Consider the following 21,178-nt stretch of genomic DNA (forward strand, 5'->3'; position numbering starts at 1 on the left):
TGTATGGACAAAACAGCAGCGCTCGCCAGCGGTATCCTGCAGGGGATTGGTGGGGAACAAAATATTCAGCGTCTCGAAAACTGCATGACGCGCGTGCGCGTCGAGGTGCATGACGACGACCAGCTTGACGTGCCGCGTCTGAAGCAGCTTTCCGGCGTCAGCGGCTACGTGAAACAGGGGCAGCAGCACCAGCTGATCGTCGGCCCAGGGAAAGCGGCGCAGGTTGTCGATGCCATGCGCGCGCTGATGGGCGTGAGTGCGAGCGTATCGATTGACGATGCTGAGCGCACCAAAGCCCAGGCAAAGGCGAAATACAAAGCCCCGATGAGCGACGCGCTGCGACAGCTGGCAAACGTCTTTATTCCGCTGATCCCGGCGTTTATTGCCTCAGGCCTGATCACCGGGATCATCAATATCCTCAAGCGGCCGGATATTGTGGGGGATTTCGCCACGCAGTATCCAAACCTGCTGGGGATTCTCGGGATCTTCGGCAGCGCGGTGTTCGCCATCATGAACATTCTGGTCGGGGTGAATACCGCGAAGGTGTTTGGCGGATCGCTGGCGATGGGCGGGGTGATGGCGGGCATCTTGTCCAGCCCGCAGCTGGCGCAGATTACGCTGTTTGGTGAGGCGCTTCAGCCGGGCCGCGGCGGGGTGATCGCGGTGCTGCTGGTGGTCATCCTGATGTGCTGGATCGAGAAACGGCTGCGCGCGGTTCTGCCAGGCTCCATCGAGCTTATCCTCTACCCGCTGCTGACCACGCTGATTACCGGTAGCGTAGCGATTGTGGCCCTCCAGCCGTTAGGCGGGTGGATCTCTGAGGCGATTGCCCACGGTGCGTCGCTGGCGATTGACCGCGGCGGCCTGTTAGTGGGCGCGGTGCTGTCGGGTACTTTTCTGCCGCTGGTGCTGACCGGCCTGCATCAGGGGCTGGTTCCAATCCACGTCGAGCTGGTGCATGCGCACGGCTATAACGCGCTGCTGCCTATCCTGTCGATGGCGGGTGTAGGGCAGGTCGGCGCGGCAATTGCGGTACTGATGAAAACCCGCAACGCGCGTCTGAAAAAAATGATTAAAGGCGCACTCCCGGTCGGACTGCTCGGCATTGGCGAGCCGCTGATTTTCGGTGTTACGCTGCCGCTGGGTAAACCGTTCCTCGCGGCCTGTCTGGGCGGCGCGGTAGGCGGGGCGCTGATCAGCTACTGGAAAGTTGCCACCGTCATCACCTTTGGTCTCTCGGGGTTACCGCTGGCATTAACCATCGTGACCGGAAAAGTGGTGCTCTATCTGTTAGGCTATTTAGTAGCTGTGATCGCCGGGTTCCTGTTTACCTGGCTATTAGGTTTCAACGACCCAGAGGAGTAAGGTTTGGCAAATCACGGGCGTCGCGTTGTCTTTTTCGACCTGGATGGCACGCTGCATCAGCAGGATATGTTTGGTACGTTTATGCGTTACCTGCTGCGGCGTCAGCCTCTGAATGCGCTGCTCGTGCTACCGCTCTTACCGGTTATCGGGATCGCGCTGCTGGTGAAAGGCCGTGCGGCGCGATGGCCGATGAGCCTGCTGCTGTGGGGATGTACGTTTGGGCACAGCGAAGCGCGCCTCAAACAACTCGAGCAGGATTTTGCGCAGTGGTTCCGCGGCCACGTTGCCGCATTCCCGGTGGTGCAGGCGCGCCTGAACGGCTATCTCGACGCGAACGATGCCGACATCTGGCTGATTACCGGCTCCCCGCAGACGCTGGTGGAGCAGGTCTACTTTGATACCCCCTGGCTACCGCGCGTGAATCTTATCGCCACGCAAATTGCCCGCGGCTACGGCGGTTGGGTGCTGACGATGCGCTGCCTGGGGCATGAAAAAGTGGTCCAGCTGGAAAAACGTATCGGCACGCCACTGCGCCTGTACAGCGGCTACAGCGACAGCAAGCAGGACAACCCGCTGCTCTATTTTTGCCAGCACCGCTGGCGCGTCACGCCATCAGGTGAACTTCAGCAACTCGAATAGTCTTATCCATAAGGGGTGTGTATAATGCCGCCCGCTTTTCGACTGGAGTATCAACCGTTGTCCAACCCTGAATTCTCGCATGAATACTGGATGCGCCACGCGCTAACGCTCGCTCAGCGTGCCTGGGACGAGGGCGAAGTGCCCGTGGGCGCCGTGCTGGTCCACAATAACCAGGTGATTGGTGAAGGGTGGAACCGTCCCATTGGCCGCCACGATCCGACGGCGCACGCCGAAATCATGGCGCTTCGTCAGGGCGGTCTGGTGCTGCAAAACTATCGCCTGCTTGATACCACGCTGTATGTGACGCTGGAGCCGTGCGTAATGTGCTCCGGGGCGATGGTGCACAGCCGGATCGGGACTCTGGTCTTCGGTGCGCGGGATGAAAAAACCGGCGCGGCCGGTTCCCTGATGGACGTGCTGGGTCACCCGGGGATGAACCACCAGGTAAAGACTATCGGCGGGGTGCTTGCACCAGAGTGTTCGGGGCTATTAAGCGATTTCTTTCGAATGCGCCGTCAGCAGAAAAAGCAGCAAAAGGCAGAATTGAAGCCGACGGACGGTTAAGCTCGTCCGGCGCCACGACAGGGTAGCTTTGGGCCAGCCGTTTGGCCTCTGTCGCCTCTTTCTCTTTCTCCAGCAGATACCCGACCAGGCTGATCTGATATTTACGGATATTTTCCACGTAGGCGTAGGCTTCATGCCCGCGCGCGTAGCCGTACGTCAGCTTGTTATACCATGGCTTCTGGCTCAGCAGCGGCAGGCGCTGCTTTACGTCTGACCAGCTGTCCGGGTTGCCTTTCGTTTTGGCCGTCAGCGCTCGCGCATCCAGCATATGCGCATAGCCCATATTGTAGGCCGCCAGCGCGAACCAGATCCGCTCCTCTTCCGGCACCGTTTCCGGGACTTTTGCCATCATATCCTGCAGGTAGCGCGCGCCGCCGCTGATGCTCTGTTCCGCATCGGTACGGTCATTGACGCCCAGGCTCAGCGCGGTATTTTTGGTTAACATCATCAAACCACGTACGCCAGTCGGAGACGTGGCCTGGGTATCCCAGTGGGATTCCTGATAAGAAATAGCCGCCAGCAGTTTCCAGTCAATTTCCTGGGCGTATTTTTCGAACAGCGGCTGCAGGTCCGGCAGGACGCTGTCTACCGCACGCAGGAAGCTGCGGGTGTCAACGTAGTCAAAGTCATCACCATGCCCGAGGTACTTCTCCTCCAGGCGCGCCAGCGTACCGTCTTCATTCATGGTGTTGAAGAAATCGAGCATCGCGGCAGAGAGGGTCTGATCGTCATCGAGCTGAGTAAACCAGGTCACAGGCTGCTCGTCGGTGACGTCCAGCGCCACGGCGATTTCTGGATGCACCCGCTGGAACAGGCTGATCGCGACCGAATCGGCGATGGTGTAGGGGACTTTCTGATCTTTTACCTGCTCCAGCAGCTCCGTCGTGCCGAGTTTCGCATCCACCGTCCAGCTCAGGTCCGGATATTTCTTCTCCTTGAGCTCACGCAGATCGTCAATCACCACGTGACCGGGGGCAATCGTCAGCTGCCGATCGTTAATCGAGGCCAGCGAGCGCGGGCGCAGGCTCCCGACGCGGTAAACCAGCTGCTGCGAAACGGAGTAGTAGGTCGGGCCTGGCTGGTAGTTTTTGCTGCGCTCGCTGTTATACACCAGCCCGGCGGCCAGCATATCGGCATCGTCGTTATCGAGGTCGTCAAACAGCTGGTTGATATTCTGGCGGACGGTGATTTTTAGCTTCACGCCAAGGTAATCGGCGAACTGCTGTGCCAGTTCATAATCCAATCCAATGATTTTGCCGTTGATGTCGCTGTAAATCAGCGGAGAGTTGAGGGTACTGACGCGCAATTCCCCCCGCTCCTGAATGGCGGCGATACGGTTTTCGGCTTTGCCGATCCAGGGGATGGAAGGCCAGAGGGCCACTGCCAGCAGCAACGTTACAATGCCGATGAGCAGATAATTAATCTTTAATTTTTTCAATTAGTTAATTCTCTGCGACGCCGGTTGCCTCAGTCTGCTGTAGCCATGTTAACAATAAGGTTTGCCATTGAATGAGCGGCATTTTGCGTAAACTTGCGCCACTTGGCAACCAATTAGAGAGACAGGTCACATCTATTGTTAAATCTCTTCGTCAATTTTATTTCGACGCAAACGGTTTCGTCGGCGCTCAGGATTCTCTATAATGACGCCCGTTTTCCCCCCTTGCGCACACTGTAAGCGCCCCGGCGCTTCGAAGACGAGAGACTTATGATGGAAATTCTGCGTGGTTCGCCTGCACTGTCTGCCTTCCGTATTACCAAACTGCTGGCACGTTTTCAGGCGGCCGACCTTCCGGTAAGCAATATTTACGCTGAGTATGTCCATTTTGCTGACCTGAATGCCCCCCTGAATGCAGAGGAGCGCGTACAGCTGGAACGCCTGCTCAAGTATGGCCCAAGCCTCAGCAGCCATACGCCAACCGGCAAACTGATCCTTGCGACGCCGCGTCCGGGCACCATCTCCCCCTGGTCTTCCAAAGCCACCGACATCGCCCACAACTGTGGCCTGAGCCAGATTAACCGTCTGGAGCGCGGCGTGGCGTACTACGTGGAAGCCTCTACCCTGAGCGACGCGCAGTGGCAGGCGGTTGCGGCTGAACTGCACGACCGCATGATGGAGAGCGTATTTGCCTCTCTTGATGACGCGCAGAAGCTTTTCTCCCACCATCAGCCTGCGCCGGTACAGAGCGTGGACCTGCTGGGACAGGGCCGTCAGGCGCTGATTGACGCCAACCTGCGTCTCGGCCTGGCGCTGGCAGAAGACGAAATCGACTACCTGCAGGATGCGTTCGTTAAGCTCAACCGCAACCCGAACGACATTGAACTCTACATGTTCGCGCAGGCGAACTCGGAGCACTGCCGCCACAAGATTTTCAATGCCGACTGGATTATTGACGGCGAACAGCAGCCAAAGTCGCTGTTCAAAATGATCAAAAACACCATGGAACAAACGCCTGACCACGTGCTGTCTGCCTATAAAGACAACGCCGCGGTGATGGAAGGTTCCGAGGTGGGCCGCTTCTTCGCCGATCGCGAAGCAGGGCGCTATGACTTCCATCAGGAGCCCGCGCATATCCTGATGAAGGTTGAAACCCACAACCACCCGACGGCGATCTCCCCGTGGCCGGGTGCGGCGACCGGCTCCGGCGGTGAAATCCGTGACGAAGGGGCGACCGGTCGTGGTGCAAAACCCAAAGCGGGTCTGGTCGGTTTCTCCGTCTCCAACCTGCGTATCCCGGGCTTTGAACAGCCGTGGGAAGAAGATTTCGGCAAGCCAGAGCGCATTGTGACCGCGCTGGATATCATGACCGAAGGCCCGCTGGGCGGCGCGGCGTTTAACAACGAATTTGGTCGTCCGGCGCTGAACGGTTACTTCCGTACCTATGAAGAGAAAGTGGACAGCCACAACGGCGAAGAGCTGCGCGGCTACCACAAACCGATCATGCTGGCGGGCGGGATCGGCAACATCCGTGCCGATCACGTGCAGAAAGGCGAGATCGTCGTCGGCGCGAAGCTGATCGTGCTCGGCGGCCCGGCGATGAACATCGGTCTGGGCGGCGGTGCGGCCTCTTCGATGGCCTCAGGCCAGTCTGATGCGGATCTCGACTTCGCGTCCGTGCAGCGTGACAACCCGGAGATGGAGCGTCGCTGCCAGGAAGTGATCGACCGCTGCTGGCAGCTGGGCGATGCTAACCCGATCCTCTTTATCCACGACGTGGGCGCGGGCGGTCTGTCCAACGCCATGCCGGAACTGGTGAGCGACGGCGGCCGCGGTGGCCGTTTCAATCTGCGCGACATCCTGAGCGATGAGCCTGGCATGAGCCCGCTGGAGATCTGGTGTAACGAATCCCAGGAGCGCTACGTGCTGGCCGTTGCGGCGGATCAGCTGCCGCTGTTTGACGAGCTGTGCCGCCGCGAGCGCGCGCCGTATGCCGTCATCGGTGAAGCGACCGAAGAGCAGCACCTGACTCTGAGCGACACCCATTTCGACAACCAGCCGATCGATCTGCCGCTCGACGTCCTGCTCGGAAAAACGCCGAAGATGACCCGCGACGTGCAGACCCGTAAAGCGGCGGGCAAAGCGCTGGATCGCCAGGGCATTACCGTAGCTGAAGCCGTTAATCGCGTGCTGCACCTGCCAGCTGTTGCTGAGAAAACCTTCCTGGTGACCATCGGCGACCGTACCGTGACCGGTATGGTATCCCGTGACCAGATGGTCGGCCCGTGGCAGATCCCGGTGGCGAACTGCGCCGTGACCACCGCGAGCCTCGACAGCTACTACGGCGAAGCGATGGCGCTGGGTGAGCGCACCCCGGTCGCGCTGCTGGACTTCGCGGCCTCTGCCCGTCTGGCCGTCGGTGAAGCGCTGACCAACATCGCCGCGACGCAGATTGGCGACATCAAACGTATTAAGCTCTCCGCCAACTGGATGGCCGCTGCCGGTCACCCAGGCGAAGACGCGGGCCTGTATGAAGCCGTGAAGGCGGTGGGCGAGGAGCTGTGTCCTGCCCTCGGCCTGACCATTCCGGTGGGCAAAGACTCTATGTCGATGAAAACCCGCTGGCAGGAAGGTAACGAGCAGCGCGAGATGACCTCTCCGCTGTCGCTGGTGATCACCGCGTTTGCCCGCGTGGAAGACGTGCGTCACACCGTTACGCCGCAGCTGGTGACCGAAGATAACGCCCTGCTGCTGATAGACCTGGGTAAAGGCCACAACGCGCTGGGCGCCACCGCGCTGGCGCAGGTTTACCGTCAGCTCGGCGATAAGCCAGCCGACGTGCGCGACGTGGCGCAGCTGAAAGGCTTCTACGACGCGATTCAGGCGCTGGTGGCGCAGCGTAAGCTGCTGGCCTACCACGACCGTTCCGACGGCGGCCTGCTGGTGACCCTGGCAGAGATGGCCTTCACCGGCCACTGTGGCGTGGAAGCGAACATTGCGACGCTTGGCGAAGACCGTCTGGCGGCGCTGTTCAACGAAGAGCTGGGCGCCGTGATTCAGGTGCGTGCGGCGGATCGCGATGCGGTTGAAGCGATTCTGGCGCAGCATGGCCTGGCTGACTGCGTACACTATCTGGGTAAAGCCGTTCAGGGCGACCGCTTCGTCATTGAAGCTGACGGTCACGCCGTGTTCAGCGAAAGCCGCACCACGCTGCGCATGTGGTGGGCGGAAACCACCTGGCAGATGCAGCGCCTGCGTGATAACCCGGAATGTGCCGATCAGGAGCACAACGCGAAGGCCAATGACCAGGATCCAGGCCTGAACGTGAAGCTCTCCTTCGACATCAACGAAGACATCGCTGCGCCGTACATTGCGACCGGTGCGCGTCCGAAAGTGGCCGTGCTGCGCGAGCAGGGCGTTAACTCCCACGTTGAGATGGCGGCTGCCTTCCACCGCGCGGGCTTTGACGCTATCGACGTCCACATGAGCGATCTGCTGGCCGGACGTACCGGTCTGGAAGATTTCCAGGCGCTGGTGGCGTGCGGTGGCTTCTCATACGGCGACGTGCTGGGCGCGGGCGAAGGCTGGGCGAAGTCCATTCTGTTCAACAGCCGCGTGCGCGACGAGTTCGAAACCTTCTTCCACCGTCCGCAGACGCTGGCGCTGGGCGTGTGTAACGGCTGCCAGATGATGTCTAACCTGCGCGAGCTGATCCCGGGCAGCGAAGCCTGGCCGCGCTTTGTGCGTAACCAGTCTGACCGCTTCGAAGCACGCTTCAGCCTGGTGGAAGTGACCCAGAGCCCGTCTCTGCTGCTGCAGGGTATGGTCGGTTCACAGATGCCAATCGCCGTTTCCCACGGTGAAGGTCAGGTAGAGGTGCGTGATGCTGCGCATCTGGCTCAGCTGGAGAGCAAAGGTCTGGTGGCGCTGCGCTTTGTCGATAACTTCGGCAAGGTGACAGAAACCTATCCGGCTAACCCGAACGGTTCGGTGAACGGTATTACCGCGGTAACCAGCGAAAGCGGTCGTGCAACCATCATGATGCCGCATCCGGAACGCGTGTTCCGCACCGTGAGCAACTCCTGGCACCCGGAAAACTGGGGCGAGGACAGCCCGTGGATGCGCATCTTCCGCAACGCCCGTAAACAGCTGGGTTAAGTTTCAGCATCCTGACTGTAGGCCCGGTAGGCGCGAGCGCCACCGGGCTTTTTTGTCTCTGTCGCAAAATCGCGACAACCCTCTGGTTTGGGTGTCTCCAAAAGGAGACATTTAACCTATTGATTTATATGTGGCAGAAAAGATTCCCGTTAAGGTGTTGCTGAACAGCGACACTTAGCCTGGAAATCATTCAACCGATAATGAACGGGTTAAGCGAATAAAAAGCATACATTTCAATGTGTTAATATTTTGTTTTGCATTTTGGCATGGGTGTTGCATAATATTAACCAGTGGCTCATTCACCTTCTTATGTCAGCCCCTTCGGGACGTGCTACATAAACTTCGAATGACGCACAAAAAGGTGCCTGCCGTCCAACTACTGATCATAGCGATGCTTTATCAGGCCAGGGCGAAACGTCGAGTTAGGCACCGCCTCATTCAATGACAAAGTCGGGTTTTTACCCGGCTTTGTTGTATCTAAAGGGCAGACTCAGTTACGCTCTGCGTATATCCCCATTAAGAGAGTAATGCGTTGAAACGCTGGCCCGTTTTTCCCCGTTCCCTGCGACAGCTCGTCATGATGGCCTTTCTGCTGATCCTGCTGCCGTTGCTGATCCTTGCCTGGCAGGCCTGGCAAAGCCTGAACGCGTTGAGTGCCCAGGCGGCACTGACGAACCGCACGACGCTTATTGACGCAAGACGCAGTGAAGCCATGACCAACGCCGCGCTTGAGATGGAGCGTAGCTATCGTCAGTACTGCGTGCTTGACGATCGCACGCTGGAAAAGGTTTATCAGAGCCAGCGCAAGCGCTACAGCGAAATGCTGGACGCTCACGCGGGGGTACTGCCTGACGACAAACTGTATCAGGCGTTACGTCAGGATCTGAACGATCTTGCGCAGCTGCAGTGCCACAACAGTGGACCCGATGCCGCCGCCGCCGCGCGCCTGGAAGCCTTCGCCAACGCCAATACCGAGATGGTGCAGTCAACCCGCACGGTAATTTTCTCTCGTGGCCAGCAGCTTCAGCAGGAGATTGCCGAGCGCGGCCAGTTCTTCGGCTGGCAGGCGCTGGTGCTGTTCCTTGTGAGCCTCGGGCTGGTGCTGCTCTTTACCCGCATGATCATCGGCCCGGTGAAGGGTATCCAGCGGATGATCAACCGCCTGGGGGAGGGGAAATCGCTCGGGGATACGGTCGCTTTTAAAGGTCCCCGCGAATTGCGTTCCGTCGGTCAGCGTATCATCTGGCTGTCCGAGCGCCTGGCGTGGCTTGAATCACAGCGTCATCAGTTCCTGCGCCATATCTCCCATGAGCTTAAAACGCCGCTGGCCAGCATGCGCGAAGGGACGGAGCTGCTGGCGGACGAAGTGGCTGGGCCGCTTACGCCCGAACAGAAAGAAATTGTCGAGATCCTGGATAACAGCAGCCGCAATCTGCAGAAGCTGATTGAGCAGCTGCTGGATTACAACCGCAAGCTGGCTGACGGAGCGGTCGTACTGGAAAACGTCGACATTGAACCGCTGGTGGATATGGTGATCTCCGCCCATAGCCTGCCAGCAAGAGCTAAAATGATGCATACCGGTGTAGAGCTGAATGCGCCGACCTGTCTTGCTGAACCCATGCTGCTAATGAGCGTGCTGGATAATCTTTATTCCAATGCGGTGCACTATGGTACTGAATCCGGTAACATTTATATCCGAAGCTATACGAAGGGTTCCCGGGTGTTTATAGACGTCGCTAACACCGGCACCCCGATCCCCGATGACGAAAAAACCATGATCTTCGAGCCCTTTTTCCAGGGGAGTCATCAGCGGAAAGGTGCGGTGAAAGGCAGTGGTCTGGGCTTAAGCATCGCCCGGGACTGCATACGACGCATGCAGGGTGAGCTTAACATCGCCACGGACGAACGTTCGGATGTTTGCTTCCGTATTGAACTGCCCCTGAGCCGGAAAAATCAATAAAATGAATCTATGTCTGGTGAGTATGTCACACGTCTTTTCCCGCGCCGTACGCGCGGTGTTTTCCCGCAGCACGCTTCGCCTGAGCCTGCCCTGTTTATTTCTGGCAGGGTGTGTTTCCCATGTGCCGCAAAGTGCGATTAGCGATAAACAAGAAGATAAATGGCCCGATAACCAGCTGGCTGATTTCCTCTCAACCCGCTGTGACGACATCTGGAACCTCTCAGGCCATGACGTCGAAACTAACCCGCTGTTCTGGCTGCGCGGGATAGATTGCTCGCAGCGTCTGGCGCCGGTCGACGCCCGCGCGAAAGCGGCGATGCTGGATGATGACACCTGGCAGGACGCCTTCAAGCGTGGGATTTTACTCGCAGATGCGAAAATCACCCCCGTCGAACGCCGCGCCAACGTGACCCGGCTGGACACCTTTGTCGTCAATCTTCCGGTACAGATCCGCCCGGTATACCAGCTCTGGCGCGAGGGACAGACGCTACAGCTTCAGCTTTCTGAAGAGCGCTCCCGCTACAGCAAGCTGCAACAGTCAACCGACAGCGAGCTGGATACGCTGCGTCAACAGCAGCAACATTTACGTACCCAGCTGGATACCACGACGCGCAAGCTGGAGAACCTGACCGATATCGAAAGACAGCTCTCGTCGCGTAAATATCAGCCGGGGAGTTCATCCGCTGCGCCGGACAGCGATACGCCGAAACAAGAGGATGTGAAGCATGACGAGCCGTAAACCAGCCCATCTCTTACTGGTGGATGACGATCCCGGGCTGTTAAAGCTGCTGGGAATGCGTCTGGTGAGTGAAGGCTATAGCGTCGTGACCGCGGAAAGCGGGCTGGAGGGGCTGAAAATTCTCAGCCGCGAGAAAATCGATCTGGTGATAAGCGACCTGCGGATGGATGAAATGGACGGCCTGCAGCTGTTCGCGGAGATCCAGAAGCAGCAGCCGGGTATGCCCGTGATTATCCTGACCGCGCACGGGTCGATCCCGGATGCGGTTGCCGCGACGCAGCAGGGGGTGTTCAGCTTCCTGACCAAGCCGGTGGACAAAGACGCACTGTATAAGGCTATCGACAGCGCGCTGGAACATGCCGCTCCGGCGGGGGATGAAGCCTGGCGGGAATCTATCGTCACGCGCAGCCCCGTGATGCTGCGTCTGCTGGAACAGGCGAGGATGGTGGCGCAGTCGGACGTCAGCGTGCTCATCAACGGCCAGAGCGGAACCGGGAAAGAGATCCTCGCGCAGGCAATTCATAACGCCAGCCCGCGCAGCAAGAACGCCTTTATTGCGATTAACTGCGGCGCGCTCCCGGAGCAGCTGCTTGAATCCGAACTGTTTGGTCATGCCCGCGGCGCATTCACCGGTGCGGTAAGCAGCCGTGAAGGGCTATTCCAGGCGGCGGAAGGCGGCACGCTGTTCCTGGACGAAATTGGCGACATGCCCGCGCCGCTGCAGGTCAAGCTGCTGCGCGTGCTGCAGGAGCGCAAAGTGCGCCCGCTGGGCAGCAACCGCGATATCGATATTAACGTGCGAATTATCTCCGCTACCCACCGCGATCTGCCAAAAGTGATGGCCCGCAACGAGTTCCGCGAAGATCTCTACTACCGCCTGAACGTGGTCAACCTGAAGATCCCGGCGCTGGCCGAACGTGCGGAAGACATCCCGCTGCTGGCGAACCATCTTTTACGCCAGGCGGCCGATCGCCATAAACCGTTCGTGCGCGCGTTTTCCACCGATGCGATGAAGCGGCTGATGGCCGCAAGCTGGCCGGGTAACGTCCGACAACTGGTCAACGTGATTGAGCAGTGCGTGGCGCTGACCTCCTCACCGGTCATCAGCGACGCGCTGGTGGAGCAGGCGCTGGAAGGGGAAAACACGGCGCTGCCGACGTTTGCCGAAGCGCGGAATCAGTTCGAGCTGAACTATCTGCGCAAGCTATTGCAGATCACCAAAGGCAACGTGACCCACGCGGCGCGCATGGCCGGACGCAACCGCACCGAGTTTTATAAGCTGCTCTCGCGCCACGAGCTCGAAGCAAACGATTTTAAAGAGTAGTACCGCAAAATTTGCCTGAATATGGTACTGTGAGCAATCGATTACGAGGCAGCTTACAGGCAAGAGTTTAAGGACCCACCATGAAAAAGATTGATGCGATTATTAAACCTTTCAAACTGGATGATGTGCGTGAAGCGCTGGCGGAAGTCGGCATCACCGGGATGACCGTGACGGAAGTGAAAGGTTTTGGTCGTCAGAAAGGTCACACCGAGCTTTACCGTGGCGCAGAGTACATGGTGGACTTTCTGCCGAAAGTGAAAATTGAAATCGTGGTCAGCGACGATATCGTCGACACCTGTGTGGACACCATTATCCGCACGGCGCAGACCGGCAAAATCGGAGACGGTAAAATCTTCGTCTTTGACGTGGCGCGCGTGATTCGTATCCGTACCGGCGAAGAAGACGACGCGGCGATTTAACGTTCTTGCCGGGTGGCGCTGCGCTTACCCGGCCTACAAAACTCTTCGTAGGCCCGCGCAAGCGAAGCGCCGCCGGGCGATTACAGCACCTTATGCGGGCCGAAGCACTCGTAATGAATGCTGTCTTTGTTCACACCCAGCCCCACCAGCTGCTTCGCGGCATACTGCATAAACGCCACCGGCCCGCAGACGTAGAACTGCATGTCCGGCGCGCTAAACGCCCCTTCCATCTGGCTTAAATTCATCAGACCTTCGCTGTCAAACCGTGCGGCTACGCGGTCTGCTTCCGTCGGCAGACGATACCAGGTATGCGCGGTGAAACGCGGCAGGGAGGCTCCGAGCGTTTTCACCTCATCCGCAAAGGCGTGCACGTCGCCGTTTTCGGCGGCATGGAACCAGTTAACCTGCGCACCGTGGTGTGATTTTGCCAGCGTATCGAGCATCGCCAGCATTGGCGTCTGGCCGACGCCCGCAGAGATCAGCGTCACCGGGGTATTCGCTTCAACGGCCATGAAGAAGTCGCCCGCTGGCGCGGCCAGATGGACCACGTCGCCCACGTTAGCTTCGTTGTGCAGCCAGCTGGAAACCTGACCGCCGTCCTCACGCTTCACCGCAATGCGGTAGGCTTTGCCGTTTGGCTTGCGGGTAAGAGAATACTGGCGGATCTCCTGATGCGGGAAACCTTCAGGCTTCAGCCACACGCCCAGATACTGTCCTGGCTGGTAATCGGCCACCGGTTTACCGTCCACCGGCTCAAACTCGAAGCTGGTGATTAACGCGCTGCGCGGGGTTTTCTCAACGATGCGGAACGCGCGGGTGCCTTCCCAGCCGCCGTTCTTGCTGGCGTTTTCGCTGTAAATCTGTGCTTCACGGTTGATAAACACGTTTGCCAGCACCCCGTAGGCTTTACCCCACGCGTCCAGCACCTCCTGACCTGGGCTGAACATTTCGTCCAGCGTCGCCAGCAGGTGAGTGCCGACGATGTTGTACTGCTCGGGTTGGATCTGGAAGCTGGTATGTTTCTGCGCGATTTTTTCCACCGCGGGCAGCAGCGCAGCCAGGTTTTCAATATTGCTGGCGTAAGCCGCGATGGCGTTGAACAGCGCTTCACGCTGATCGCCGTTACGCTGGTTGCTCATGTTGAAAATCTCTTTGAGCTCCGGGTTGTGCGTGAACATGCGATCGTAGAAATGGGCGGTGAGTTTAGGGCCGGTTTCCACCAGCAGGGGAATAGTGGCTTTTACGGTAGCGATGGTTTGAGCGTCGAGCATGAGCGCGTCCTTCTGATGTCATTTTAATGATGTATTTTAGATGCATCTTATAAAAAATACCCCTGCGTTGTAAATGGTTCTTTGCAAGATGAAAAATATGCATCACAAACCTGAAAAGAAATCCGCTGGAAAGGGCGAGCGCTTTATTCCTCAAACCCTTGCGTGGCGGGTAGGAAAACGTTTGCGTAAAATCGTTTGTCAAGACCTGTTATCACAGAACTAATCAGTTATACTGTTGCCCGTCGTCCAACAGGACTGCCTTTTCAGGCCAAAATTTACTTGTTAGCTGAGTCAGGAGATGCGGATGTTAAAGCGTGAAATGAACATTGCCGATTATGATGCCGAACTGTGGCAGGCTATGGAGCAGGAAAAAGTACGTCAGGAAGAGCACATCGAACTGATCGCCTCCGAAAACTACACCAGCCCGCGCGTGATGCAGGCGCAGGGTTCTCAGCTGACCAACAAATACGCTGAAGGTTACCCGGGCAAACGCTATTACGGCGGTTGCGAGTACGTTGATATCGTTGAGCAGCTGGCTATCGATCGTGCGAAAGAACTTTTTGGCGCTGACTATGCAAACGTCCAGCCGCACTCTGGCTCCCAGGCTAACTTCGCGGTCTACACCGCGCTGCTGCAGCCGGGCGATACCGTTCTGGGTATGAACCTGGCGCAGGGCGGCCACCTGACTCACGGCTCCCCGGTTAACTTCTCCGGCAAACTGTACAACATCATCCCTTACGGTATTGATGAGTCCGGTAAAATTGACTACGAAGACATGGCGAAGCAGGCTAAAGAGCACAAGCCGAAGATGATCATCGGTGGCTTCTCTGCTTACTCTGGTATCGTTGACTGGGCAAAAATGCGCGAAATCGCAGACAGCATCGGCGCGTACCTGTTCGTCGACATGGCGCACGTTGCGGGTCTGATTGCCGCAGGCGTTTACCCGAACCCGGTTCCACACGCTCACGTTGTGACCACCACCACCCACAAAACCCTGGCGGGTCCACGCGGTGGCCTGATCCTGGCGAAGGGCGGTGACGAAGAGCTGTATAAAAAACTGAACTCCGCGGTGTTCCCAAGCGCGCAGGGCGGCCCGCTGATGCACGTTATCGCGGCAAAAGCGGTCGCGCTGAAAGAAGCGATGGAGCCAGAGTTCAAGGTTTACCAGCAGCAGGTTGCTAAGAACGCCAAAGCGATGGTGGAAGTGTTCCTGAACCGTGGCTACAAAGTGGTATCCGGCGGGACTGAAAACCACCTGTTCCTGCTGGATCTGGTTGATAAGAACCTGACCGGTAAAGAAGCTGACGCTGCCCTGGGCCGCGCCAACATCACCGTGAACAAAAACAGCGTGCCAAACGATCCGAAGAGCCCGTTTGTGACGTCCGGCATCCGTATCGGTTCTCCGGCCGTGACTCGCCGCGGATTTAAAGAAGCGGAAGTGAAAGAGCTGGCGGGCTGGATGTGTGACGTTCTGGACAACATCAATGACGAAGCGGTTATCGAGCGCGTTAAAGGTAAAGTTCTGGATATCTGCGCACGCTTCCCGGTCTACGCATAATTCCTCTGCTTTGCAGAAATAAAAAAGGCCGCGCATGCGGCCTTTTTTTATGGCTTAACGCCGGTCCAGGGAGATGGCGCCAGGTCCGACAATCGCCAGCAAAATAAAGGCGCCAGCAATACTGACGTTTTTGTAGAAGTTAATCATATTCGGTACGACTGCATCACCGGTCATATCCCAGTAGTGATGCCCAATCACCGCCGTTCCGAGGGTGTAGAACACAAACAGTACCGCGAGAGGGCGGGTGAAAAAGCCCAGTACGATCAGGATCGCAGCAGGCACTTCCATCACCACCGCAATAATGGCCGCCAGCATGGGCATCGGCGTACCCAGCGAGGTCATATACTGTACGGTACCGCTAAACCCCGTCAGTTTCGGGTAACCAAAGATAATAAACAGCACGACAAGCGCGATGCGGCCAATGAGCAGCAGCAGATGACGCGACTGACCAAAATCGAGATAACGTAGTGAGTTCATGGCAGAAATACCTCTGCAAGTGGAGTAATTTAAACGTAATACACATTTTCATTCCCTGCCATAAGCCAGACGACTGCACAAGATGTTAATTTTTCGTTAATTTATAGCAGGCTATCTACTTGCTTAATTTTTATATTCTCGCCAGACTATGGCCTCGATTTCGGGAGGGATTCATGGTCTTGCATTCCACGCGCTGGCTGGCGCTCAGTTATTTCACCTATTTCTTTAGCTACGGCATTTTTCTGCCTTTCTGGAGCGTCTGGCTTAAGGGTATCGGCCTGACGCCTGAGACCATCGGCGTCCTGCTGGGGGCCGGGCTGGTGGCGCGTTTCCTCGGCAGCCTGCTGATCGCCCCGCGCGTCAGCGATCCCTCCTTACTGATCAAGGCCGTACGCATTCTGGCTCTGCTGACCCTGGTCTTTGTGGCCTGCTTCTGGGTCAGCCACCAGTTTGCCTGGCTGATGGTGGTGATGGTCGGCTTTAACCTGTTCTTCTCACCGCTGGTGCCGCTGACGGATGCCCTGGCGAACACCTGGCAGAAACAGATCACCATGGACTACGGTCGCGTGCGCCTGTGGGGCTCTATCGCCTTTGTGATTGGCTCGGCGCTGGTGGGCAAACTGGTCAGCCTTTACGATTACCGCGCCATTCTTGCCCTGCTGAGCATCGGTATTGCCTCGATGCTGCTGGGTATGTTGCTGCGACCGTCGGTGATGCCGCAGGGGGAAAGCCGCCATCAGGAGAGCGCAGGCTGGCCCGCCTGGCGGAGCCTGGTCGCACAGAGCTGGCGTTTTCTGGCGTGCGTATGCCTCCTTCAGGGGGCACATGCGGCGTACTATGGTTTCAGCGCCATCTACTGGCAAGGCGCAGGATATTCCGCTTCCGCCGTGGGCTATCTGTGGTCGCTGGGCGTGGTGGCCGAAGTCATTATCTTTGCCCTGAGCAAAAAACTGTTCCGTCGCTTTGGCGCGCGTGACCTGCTGCTGCTTTCCGCCGTGTGCGGCGTGGCGCGCTGGGGGATTATGGGCTGGACGACCGATCTGCCGTGGCTGATTGTGGCGCAAATTCTTCACTGCGGCACCTTTACCGTGTGCCATCTGGCGGCCATGCGCTATATTGCAGCGCGCGAGGGCGGGGACGTGATTCGCCTGCAGGCCGTCTATTCGGCAGTGGCAATGGGGGGCAGTATTGCGATCATGACGGTGTTTGCGGGGTTCCTTTACCAGCACCTGGGGCACGGCGTCTTCTGGGTGATGGCGCTCGTCGCCTTGCCCGCCATTGTTGTTCGACCTAAAGTGGCCGCCCGCGCGTCGCTATGATTCCAGCATGGCGCGAATATGTTCTTGCTGCTGCGCGTTCAGTGTCTCAACGGCATGGATCAGCGGCGGCGAGAACAGCGGCAGGGCCGTAGGGTAGGGGGTGATTACCAGCGCGGCTTCGCGCGGCGCTCCCTCTTTCTGAAAAGCCTGCAGCGTCAGGTAGCGAATGTTGAGCGGCAGCAGCGTCAGCTCGCGAAGCTGCTGTTCGATCTTTTCCTCACTGGCTTTATCGTCTCCCGTCAGCAGGATCACCTGTTTTTCATGCAGATCGGTCTCCTGCATCAGCCAGGCACCGAAAATTACCGCCACCAGGCTCATCTCTTCGTCGGAAAAACGCAGCCCGAATTCCGCCTCCAGCTCAAACAGCGCCTCTTTCGTGGTACGTAACAGCCGGGGATAAAGGCGATGGATCTCCTCCGGCAGGCTGTTGTCGATGCCGATCTCAAACAGCGAACGGTCCAGCGCCTGAGCCAGATGGATATACAGCTGATCGGTCAGCCCCTGCTCATCGCTGAAGTTCATTCCGGTCTGCGAGCGAAAACGGGCCACCATGCGCACGATGGCCCGGCGTAGACGCTGATCCTGCTGGTGCTTATCGAGCACCGGATCGGGCGTGCGGAGCATCATAAACAGCAGCGCCAGAAACAGCTGTTCATCCACGTGCGCGCCCTGCGGCACGCGCCGCTTCCAGTGGCGGACAATCTCCTGCGCCGTAAAATACTCTCCCCGCGACTGAGTCCAGCTGCGCTGGGCATGCGAAAACTGCGGCGTATTCCCGAGCTGGTGCTGAATAAGACAATATTGCAGATAGAGCTGTAAAAACTGCACATCGCGGCATTCAAACTGGCGCTGCAGCTTGCGAGAGCAGAAGCCGATCAGCGCCCGCAGGTTCGCATCGTCGTAAAGCGGGCGCGCGATGCCGAGTTGTTTAAGCGCGGTTTTTAATGCGGGGGTAAACTGGTGCGAGACAAACTGCGGACAAAGCCGCAGCGCCCGACGCAGCCAGTGCAGCAGGCATAAACGCTGATTCAGGGCTGTGCCTTCAATCCGGTAGCAGCCGTCGTGGTGCGTGACGATATCCAGCCGGTGATAGCGCTGGATTTCATCGCGCGTCTCGGCTATATCTTGCCGTGCCATCGCGTCGTCCACGCCGTTGGCAGCGATTATGCTCTGTGCGGTGACGGCAGCATCGGGCAGGTAAAGCATCAAAAGCACCTGGCAGCGGCGCTGCGAACTGGAAAGCACAGATGGAATTTCAAGCGTCGTCATCATCTGTCGGGTATCCAGTGTGAATGTTTGATAAGAATAGCTAAAGGATGAGCGCTGAAAAGCGCGCCGGCAGGCCTTTCACTCAGGATTGCAGGGGAACATCACAGAATTTTTGACGTGAGGAATTGATGCAAACAGTTAAACAAAGTGCGATGGCGTTATTTTTGGCGGTTATCACCTTCACCGCCAGCGCCCACCCTCACAGTTTTATTGGCCTCCAGACCGAGCTGGTCACCGACGGCACGCAGCTGAGCGGCCTGAAAATGCGCTGGACGATGGATGAAATCACCTCGGCTGACCTGCTCTATGATGCGGGAAACGCGAAGCCCGGCGACGACATCTGGAAAAAACTGGCGGCGGAAGTAATGGCCAACGTGCTCGGCCAGCACTACTTCACCGAATTCTGGCATAACGGACAAAAGGTCAAATTTCAGAACCGTCCAACGGAATACGGGATGACGCGTGACGGGCATCAGGCGGTGCTGACGTTCGTGCTTCCGCTGGCGCATCCTCAGCCGCTGGCGGGGCAAACGTACCGCTTTTCCACTTTTGACCCTACCTACTATGTCGACATGCGCTATGACAAAGACAGCGACGTACGGCTGCCGGACGCGCTGCAAAAAAGCTGCAAAATTGGCGTACACACCCCGAAACCCAGCGAAGAGACGCTGAACTTTGCGATCTCGCTGGATAAAGAAGATGCCCCGCCTGAGGACATGGAGCTGGGTAAACAGTTCGCGCAGGAGGTGACGTTACAATGTCAGTGATCTCCTCTCCAGTTCGGAAGTCTCGCCGCTGGCTACACCTCTGGCCGCTGGCGCTCTTTTTGCTGTTCGCGGTTTGCGGGGCGCTGTGGCTGTGGCAGGCCTGGCCGCAGGTGATGATGAAAAGCATTATCTGGCAGCGTGAGGTCAACCAGCAGATGAGCGGACTGCTGAAGGCGGTGGCCGAGAACCCGGCCAAAGCGGGCGGCTCGCTGCTGGCGTTCAGTTTTGTCTATGGCGTTCTGCACGCGCTGGGGCCGGGGCACGGCAAAATCGTCATCACCACCTGGCTTGCCACCCATCCGTCTAAGCTGAAATCGAGCATCGGCCTGACGCTGGCCTCTTCGCTGCTTCAGGGCGGCGTGGCGATTGCGCTGGTCGTGGTGGTGCTTTCGCTGTTACAGCTTCCGGCGCGCAAGCTGCACATGAGCAGCTTCTGGCTGGAGAAGGGCAGCTATGCGCTGGTGGGCGTGCTGGGGCTGATCCTCTGCTGGCGGGCGCTGAAAAAACTGCGCGCGCTGCTGAAAAAGCCCACGTTCAAATCCTTTACGCCGCACCACGTTCATGATGAATACTGCGGCTGCGGTCATCAGCATCTGCCCACGCAGGAACAATTACAGAACGGCGACGACTGGCGCGCCCGGCTGATGATTATTCTCTCGATGGGGATGCGCCCGTGCTCGGGTGCCATTATGGTGCTGCTGTTCAGTAAGATAATAGGTGTCTTTGGCTGGGGAATGCTCTCGGCGCTGGCGATGGCGGCAGGAACCTCTCTCACCATTTCGTCTTTAGCGCTGCTGGTTCACAGCTTCCGTCAGCTGGCGGTCAAACTCAGCGGCAGTAAAACGCCGGTGCTGTGGCGACAGATAGGGTGGACAACGCTTGCGCTGGCGGGGGGAGTGATTCTGCTGGTGGCGGCGGTGACGATGTGGATGAGCGCGGTGCCGGTGGGAAGGGGATTGCGGCCTTTCTAGCGTACTGAGGGATTTTGTAGGCCCGGTAAGCGTAGCGCCACCGGGCTTAACAAACTGGATTAACGCTTCAGCGCATCGCTCAGTTCATCACGCATGTTGGCCAGCATGGCTTTAACAACGCGTGGGTTACCCGCAACAATGTTGCCGGTAGACATATAGTTATGGCCGCCGGTGAAGTCACACACAATGGCGCCTGCTTCACGCGCGATCAGCTCGCCCGCTGCAAAATCCCATGGCTTCAGTGAGAGTTCGAAGTAACCGTCAACGCGGCCGGTGGCAACGTAGGCCAGATCCAGCGCAGCAGAACCGGTGCGACGGAAGTCCGCGCATTCGGTGAACAGTTTGCCGAGGATATTCATATAGGTGGTCGCGTGCTGTTTCGCCTTGAACGGGAAACCGGTCGCCAGGATGGTGCCGTCCAGATCGCGTGCGTTGCTGCAGCGCAGACGGTAGCCGTTCAGCTGCGCGCCCTGACCGCGGGTCGCGGTGAACAGTTCGTTACGCATTGGATCGTACACAACGGCGACTTCAGTACGGCCTTTAATGCGTACTGCGATAGACACAGAGAAGTGTGGCAGGCGTTTGACGAAGTTGGTGGTGCCATCCAGTGGATCGATAACCCATTGAACATCCTGATCGGTACCTTCATGTTCACCGCTTTCTTCGGTGATGATGGTGTGCTGTGGGTAAGATTTGCGGATCGTTTCGATAATAATCGCTTCTGCGGCTTTATCGACGTTCGTCACGAAATCATTGCTGCCTTTCTGGCTGGTTTCTACGGAGTCTGGCGTTTCGTAGTGTTTGGCAATTACATTACCCGCCTTGCGCGCTGCGCGCACGGCGATGGTCAGCATCGGATGCATCGGTCTCTCTCACTGGATGTTAAAGAACAGGAAAATCGGCGCAGAGTATAGCAGCGGGATCGGATTATGTCTCCCGTTTA

Annotated in this window: 17 protein-coding genes; 12 read left to right on the forward strand and 5 right to left on the reverse strand. The window is 57.9% G+C overall.

The features are described from left to right. Positions 1–3 precede the first annotated feature (3 nt). From N6P30_RS09230 to tadA, 3 genes are read left to right on the forward strand one after another with little or no spacing between them, the layout of a single operon-like run. Complete coding sequence (locus N6P30_RS09230; RefSeq protein WP_260629940.1) at positions 4–1,365, forward strand: PTS transporter subunit EIIC; 1,362 nt, start codon at positions 4–6, stop codon at positions 1,363–1,365. Positions 1,366–1,368: 3 nt separating this feature from the next. Continuing rightward, positions 1,369–2,004, forward strand: coding sequence for a phosphatidylglycerophosphatase C (gene yfhb / locus N6P30_RS09235; RefSeq protein WP_023294328.1), 636 nt, complete (start codon positions 1,369–1,371; stop codon positions 2,002–2,004). Between the two features lie 24 nt (positions 2,005–2,028). Beyond that, positions 2,029–2,568: a tRNA adenosine(34) deaminase TadA gene (gene tadA, locus N6P30_RS09240; protein WP_008502172.1), complete on the forward strand. Its 540-nt coding sequence runs from the start codon at positions 2,029–2,031 to the stop codon at positions 2,566–2,568. Here tadA and mltF read toward each other — a convergent pair. Continuing rightward, entirely contained in the window at positions 2,456–4,006 is a 1,551-nt protein-coding gene (mltF, locus tag N6P30_RS09245) for a membrane-bound lytic murein transglycosylase MltF (protein ID WP_021241875.1), read from the reverse strand. The genes tadA and mltF overlap by 113 nt on opposite strands. Positions 4,007–4,273: 267 nt before the next feature. Here mltF and purL point away from each other — a divergent pair, with 267 nt between their 5' ends. The 5 genes from purL to glnB all read left to right on the forward strand — a co-directional run bounded on the left by purL (position 4,274) and on the right by glnB (position 12,603). Next, complete coding sequence (purL, locus tag N6P30_RS09250) at positions 4,274–8,161, forward strand: phosphoribosylformylglycinamidine synthase (RefSeq protein ID WP_023294327.1); 3,888 nt, start codon at positions 4,274–4,276, stop codon at positions 8,159–8,161. A 532-nt stretch (positions 8,162–8,693) separates the two neighbouring features. Next, entirely contained in the window at positions 8,694–10,121 is a 1,428-nt protein-coding gene (gene qseE, locus N6P30_RS09255) for a two component system sensor histidine kinase QseE/GlrK (RefSeq protein ID WP_021241873.1), read from the forward strand. Position 10,122: 1 nt separating this feature from the next. Further along, a complete protein-coding gene (gene qseG, locus N6P30_RS09260; RefSeq protein WP_023294325.1) occupies positions 10,123–10,860 on the forward strand; it encodes a two-component system QseEF-associated lipoprotein QseG in 738 nt (245 codons plus the stop codon). Continuing rightward, a complete protein-coding gene (gene glrR / locus N6P30_RS09265; protein WP_021241871.1) occupies positions 10,847–12,184 on the forward strand; it encodes a two-component system response regulator GlrR in 1,338 nt (445 codons plus the stop codon). Before qseG ends, glrR begins: the two co-directional genes overlap by 14 nt. An 80-nt stretch (positions 12,185–12,264) precedes the next feature. Beyond that, complete coding sequence (gene glnB, locus N6P30_RS09270) at positions 12,265–12,603, forward strand: nitrogen regulatory protein P-II (RefSeq protein ID WP_003860685.1); 339 nt, start codon at positions 12,265–12,267, stop codon at positions 12,601–12,603. Between the two features lie 80 nt (positions 12,604–12,683). Here glnB and hmpA read toward each other — a convergent pair whose 3' ends face one another. Next, the gene (gene hmpA / locus N6P30_RS09275) at positions 12,684–13,874 is read right to left on the reverse strand and encodes an NO-inducible flavohemoprotein (RefSeq protein ID WP_058673583.1); all 1,191 of its coding nucleotides are present in this window, start codon (positions 13,872–13,874) and stop codon (positions 12,684–12,686) included. Between the two features lie 304 nt (positions 13,875–14,178). On the opposite strand from hmpA, the gene glyA reads away from it, so the two are divergent. Continuing rightward, entirely contained in the window at positions 14,179–15,432 is a 1,254-nt protein-coding gene (gene glyA, locus N6P30_RS09280; protein ID WP_008502165.1) for a serine hydroxymethyltransferase, read from the forward strand. 54 nt (positions 15,433–15,486) lie between these two features. Here glyA and N6P30_RS09285 read toward each other — a convergent pair whose 3' ends face one another. Next, entirely contained in the window at positions 15,487–15,909 is a 423-nt protein-coding gene (locus tag N6P30_RS09285; RefSeq protein ID WP_008502164.1) for a DoxX family protein, read from the reverse strand. 173 nt (positions 15,910–16,082) lie between these two features. On the opposite strand from N6P30_RS09285, the gene N6P30_RS09290 reads away from it, so the two are divergent. Beyond that, complete coding sequence (locus N6P30_RS09290) at positions 16,083–17,228, forward strand: 3-phenylpropionate MFS transporter (RefSeq protein WP_008502163.1); 1,146 nt, start codon at positions 16,083–16,085, stop codon at positions 17,226–17,228. On the opposite strand, the gene csiE is transcribed toward N6P30_RS09290, so the two are convergent. Further along, positions 17,223–18,500 (reverse strand): stationary phase inducible protein CsiE, encoded by a 1,278-nt coding sequence (gene csiE, locus N6P30_RS09295; RefSeq protein WP_023294323.1) that lies wholly within the window; start codon positions 18,498–18,500, stop codon positions 17,223–17,225. The two genes, N6P30_RS09290 and csiE, sit on opposite strands and share 6 nt — an antisense overlap. A gap of 125 nt (positions 18,501–18,625) precedes the next feature. On the opposite strand from csiE, the gene N6P30_RS09300 reads away from it, so the two are divergent. Both N6P30_RS09300 and N6P30_RS09305 read left to right on the forward strand, forming a co-directional pair. Then, positions 18,626–19,264 (forward strand): DUF1007 family protein, encoded by a 639-nt coding sequence (locus N6P30_RS09300; RefSeq protein WP_023294322.1) that lies wholly within the window; start codon positions 18,626–18,628, stop codon positions 19,262–19,264. Next, the gene (locus tag N6P30_RS09305; protein WP_023294321.1) at positions 19,255–20,235 is read left to right on the forward strand and encodes a nickel/cobalt transporter; all 981 of its coding nucleotides are present in this window, start codon (positions 19,255–19,257) and stop codon (positions 20,233–20,235) included. The genes N6P30_RS09300 and N6P30_RS09305 overlap by 10 nt, the downstream gene beginning before the upstream one ends. A gap of 59 nt (positions 20,236–20,294) precedes the next feature. Here the strand turns inward: N6P30_RS09305 and suhB are convergent, their stop codons facing one another. Next, positions 20,295–21,098 (reverse strand): inositol-1-monophosphatase, encoded by an 804-nt coding sequence (suhB, locus tag N6P30_RS09310; RefSeq protein WP_003860668.1) that lies wholly within the window; start codon positions 21,096–21,098, stop codon positions 20,295–20,297. Positions 21,099–21,178 lie beyond the last annotated feature (80 nt).

The organism is Enterobacter sp. PL1 (assembly GCF_945957325.1).
Taxonomy (GTDB): domain Bacteria; phylum Pseudomonadota; class Gammaproteobacteria; order Enterobacterales; family Enterobacteriaceae; genus Enterobacter; species Enterobacter roggenkampii.

Bases quoted from the DNA above. Each gene is read 5' to 3' on its own strand.
- glrR (WP_021241871.1), top strand. From the start codon at position 10,847: ATGACGAGCCGTAAACCAGCCCATCTCTTACTGGTGGATGACGATCCC.
- glyA (WP_008502165.1), top strand. From the start codon at position 14,179: ATGTTAAAGCGTGAAATGAACATTGCCGATTATGATGCCGAACTGTGG.
- N6P30_RS09285 (WP_008502164.1), bottom strand. From the start codon at position 15,909: ATGAACTCACTACGTTATCTCGATTTTGGTCAGTCGCGTCATCTGCTG.
- glnB (WP_003860685.1), top strand. From the start codon at position 12,265: ATGAAAAAGATTGATGCGATTATTAAACCTTTCAAACTGGATGATGTG.
- N6P30_RS09300 (WP_023294322.1), top strand. From the start codon at position 18,626: ATGCAAACAGTTAAACAAAGTGCGATGGCGTTATTTTTGGCGGTTATC.
- purL (WP_023294327.1), top strand. From the start codon at position 4,274: ATGATGGAAATTCTGCGTGGTTCGCCTGCACTGTCTGCCTTCCGTATT.
- N6P30_RS09290 (WP_008502163.1), top strand. From the start codon at position 16,083: ATGGTCTTGCATTCCACGCGCTGGCTGGCGCTCAGTTATTTCACCTAT.
- N6P30_RS09305 (WP_023294321.1), top strand. From the start codon at position 19,255: ATGTCAGTGATCTCCTCTCCAGTTCGGAAGTCTCGCCGCTGGCTACAC.
- csiE (WP_023294323.1), bottom strand. From the start codon at position 18,500: ATGATGACGACGCTTGAAATTCCATCTGTGCTTTCCAGTTCGCAGCGC.
- tadA (WP_008502172.1), top strand. From the start codon at position 2,029: ATGCCGCCCGCTTTTCGACTGGAGTATCAACCGTTGTCCAACCCTGAA.
- hmpA (WP_058673583.1), bottom strand. From the start codon at position 13,874: ATGCTCGACGCTCAAACCATCGCTACCGTAAAAGCCACTATTCCCCTG.
- suhB (WP_003860668.1), bottom strand. From the start codon at position 21,098: ATGCATCCGATGCTGACCATCGCCGTGCGCGCAGCGCGCAAGGCGGGT.
- qseG (WP_023294325.1), top strand. From the start codon at position 10,123: ATGAATCTATGTCTGGTGAGTATGTCACACGTCTTTTCCCGCGCCGTA.
- N6P30_RS09230 (WP_260629940.1), top strand. From the start codon at position 4: ATGGACAAAACAGCAGCGCTCGCCAGCGGTATCCTGCAGGGGATTGGT.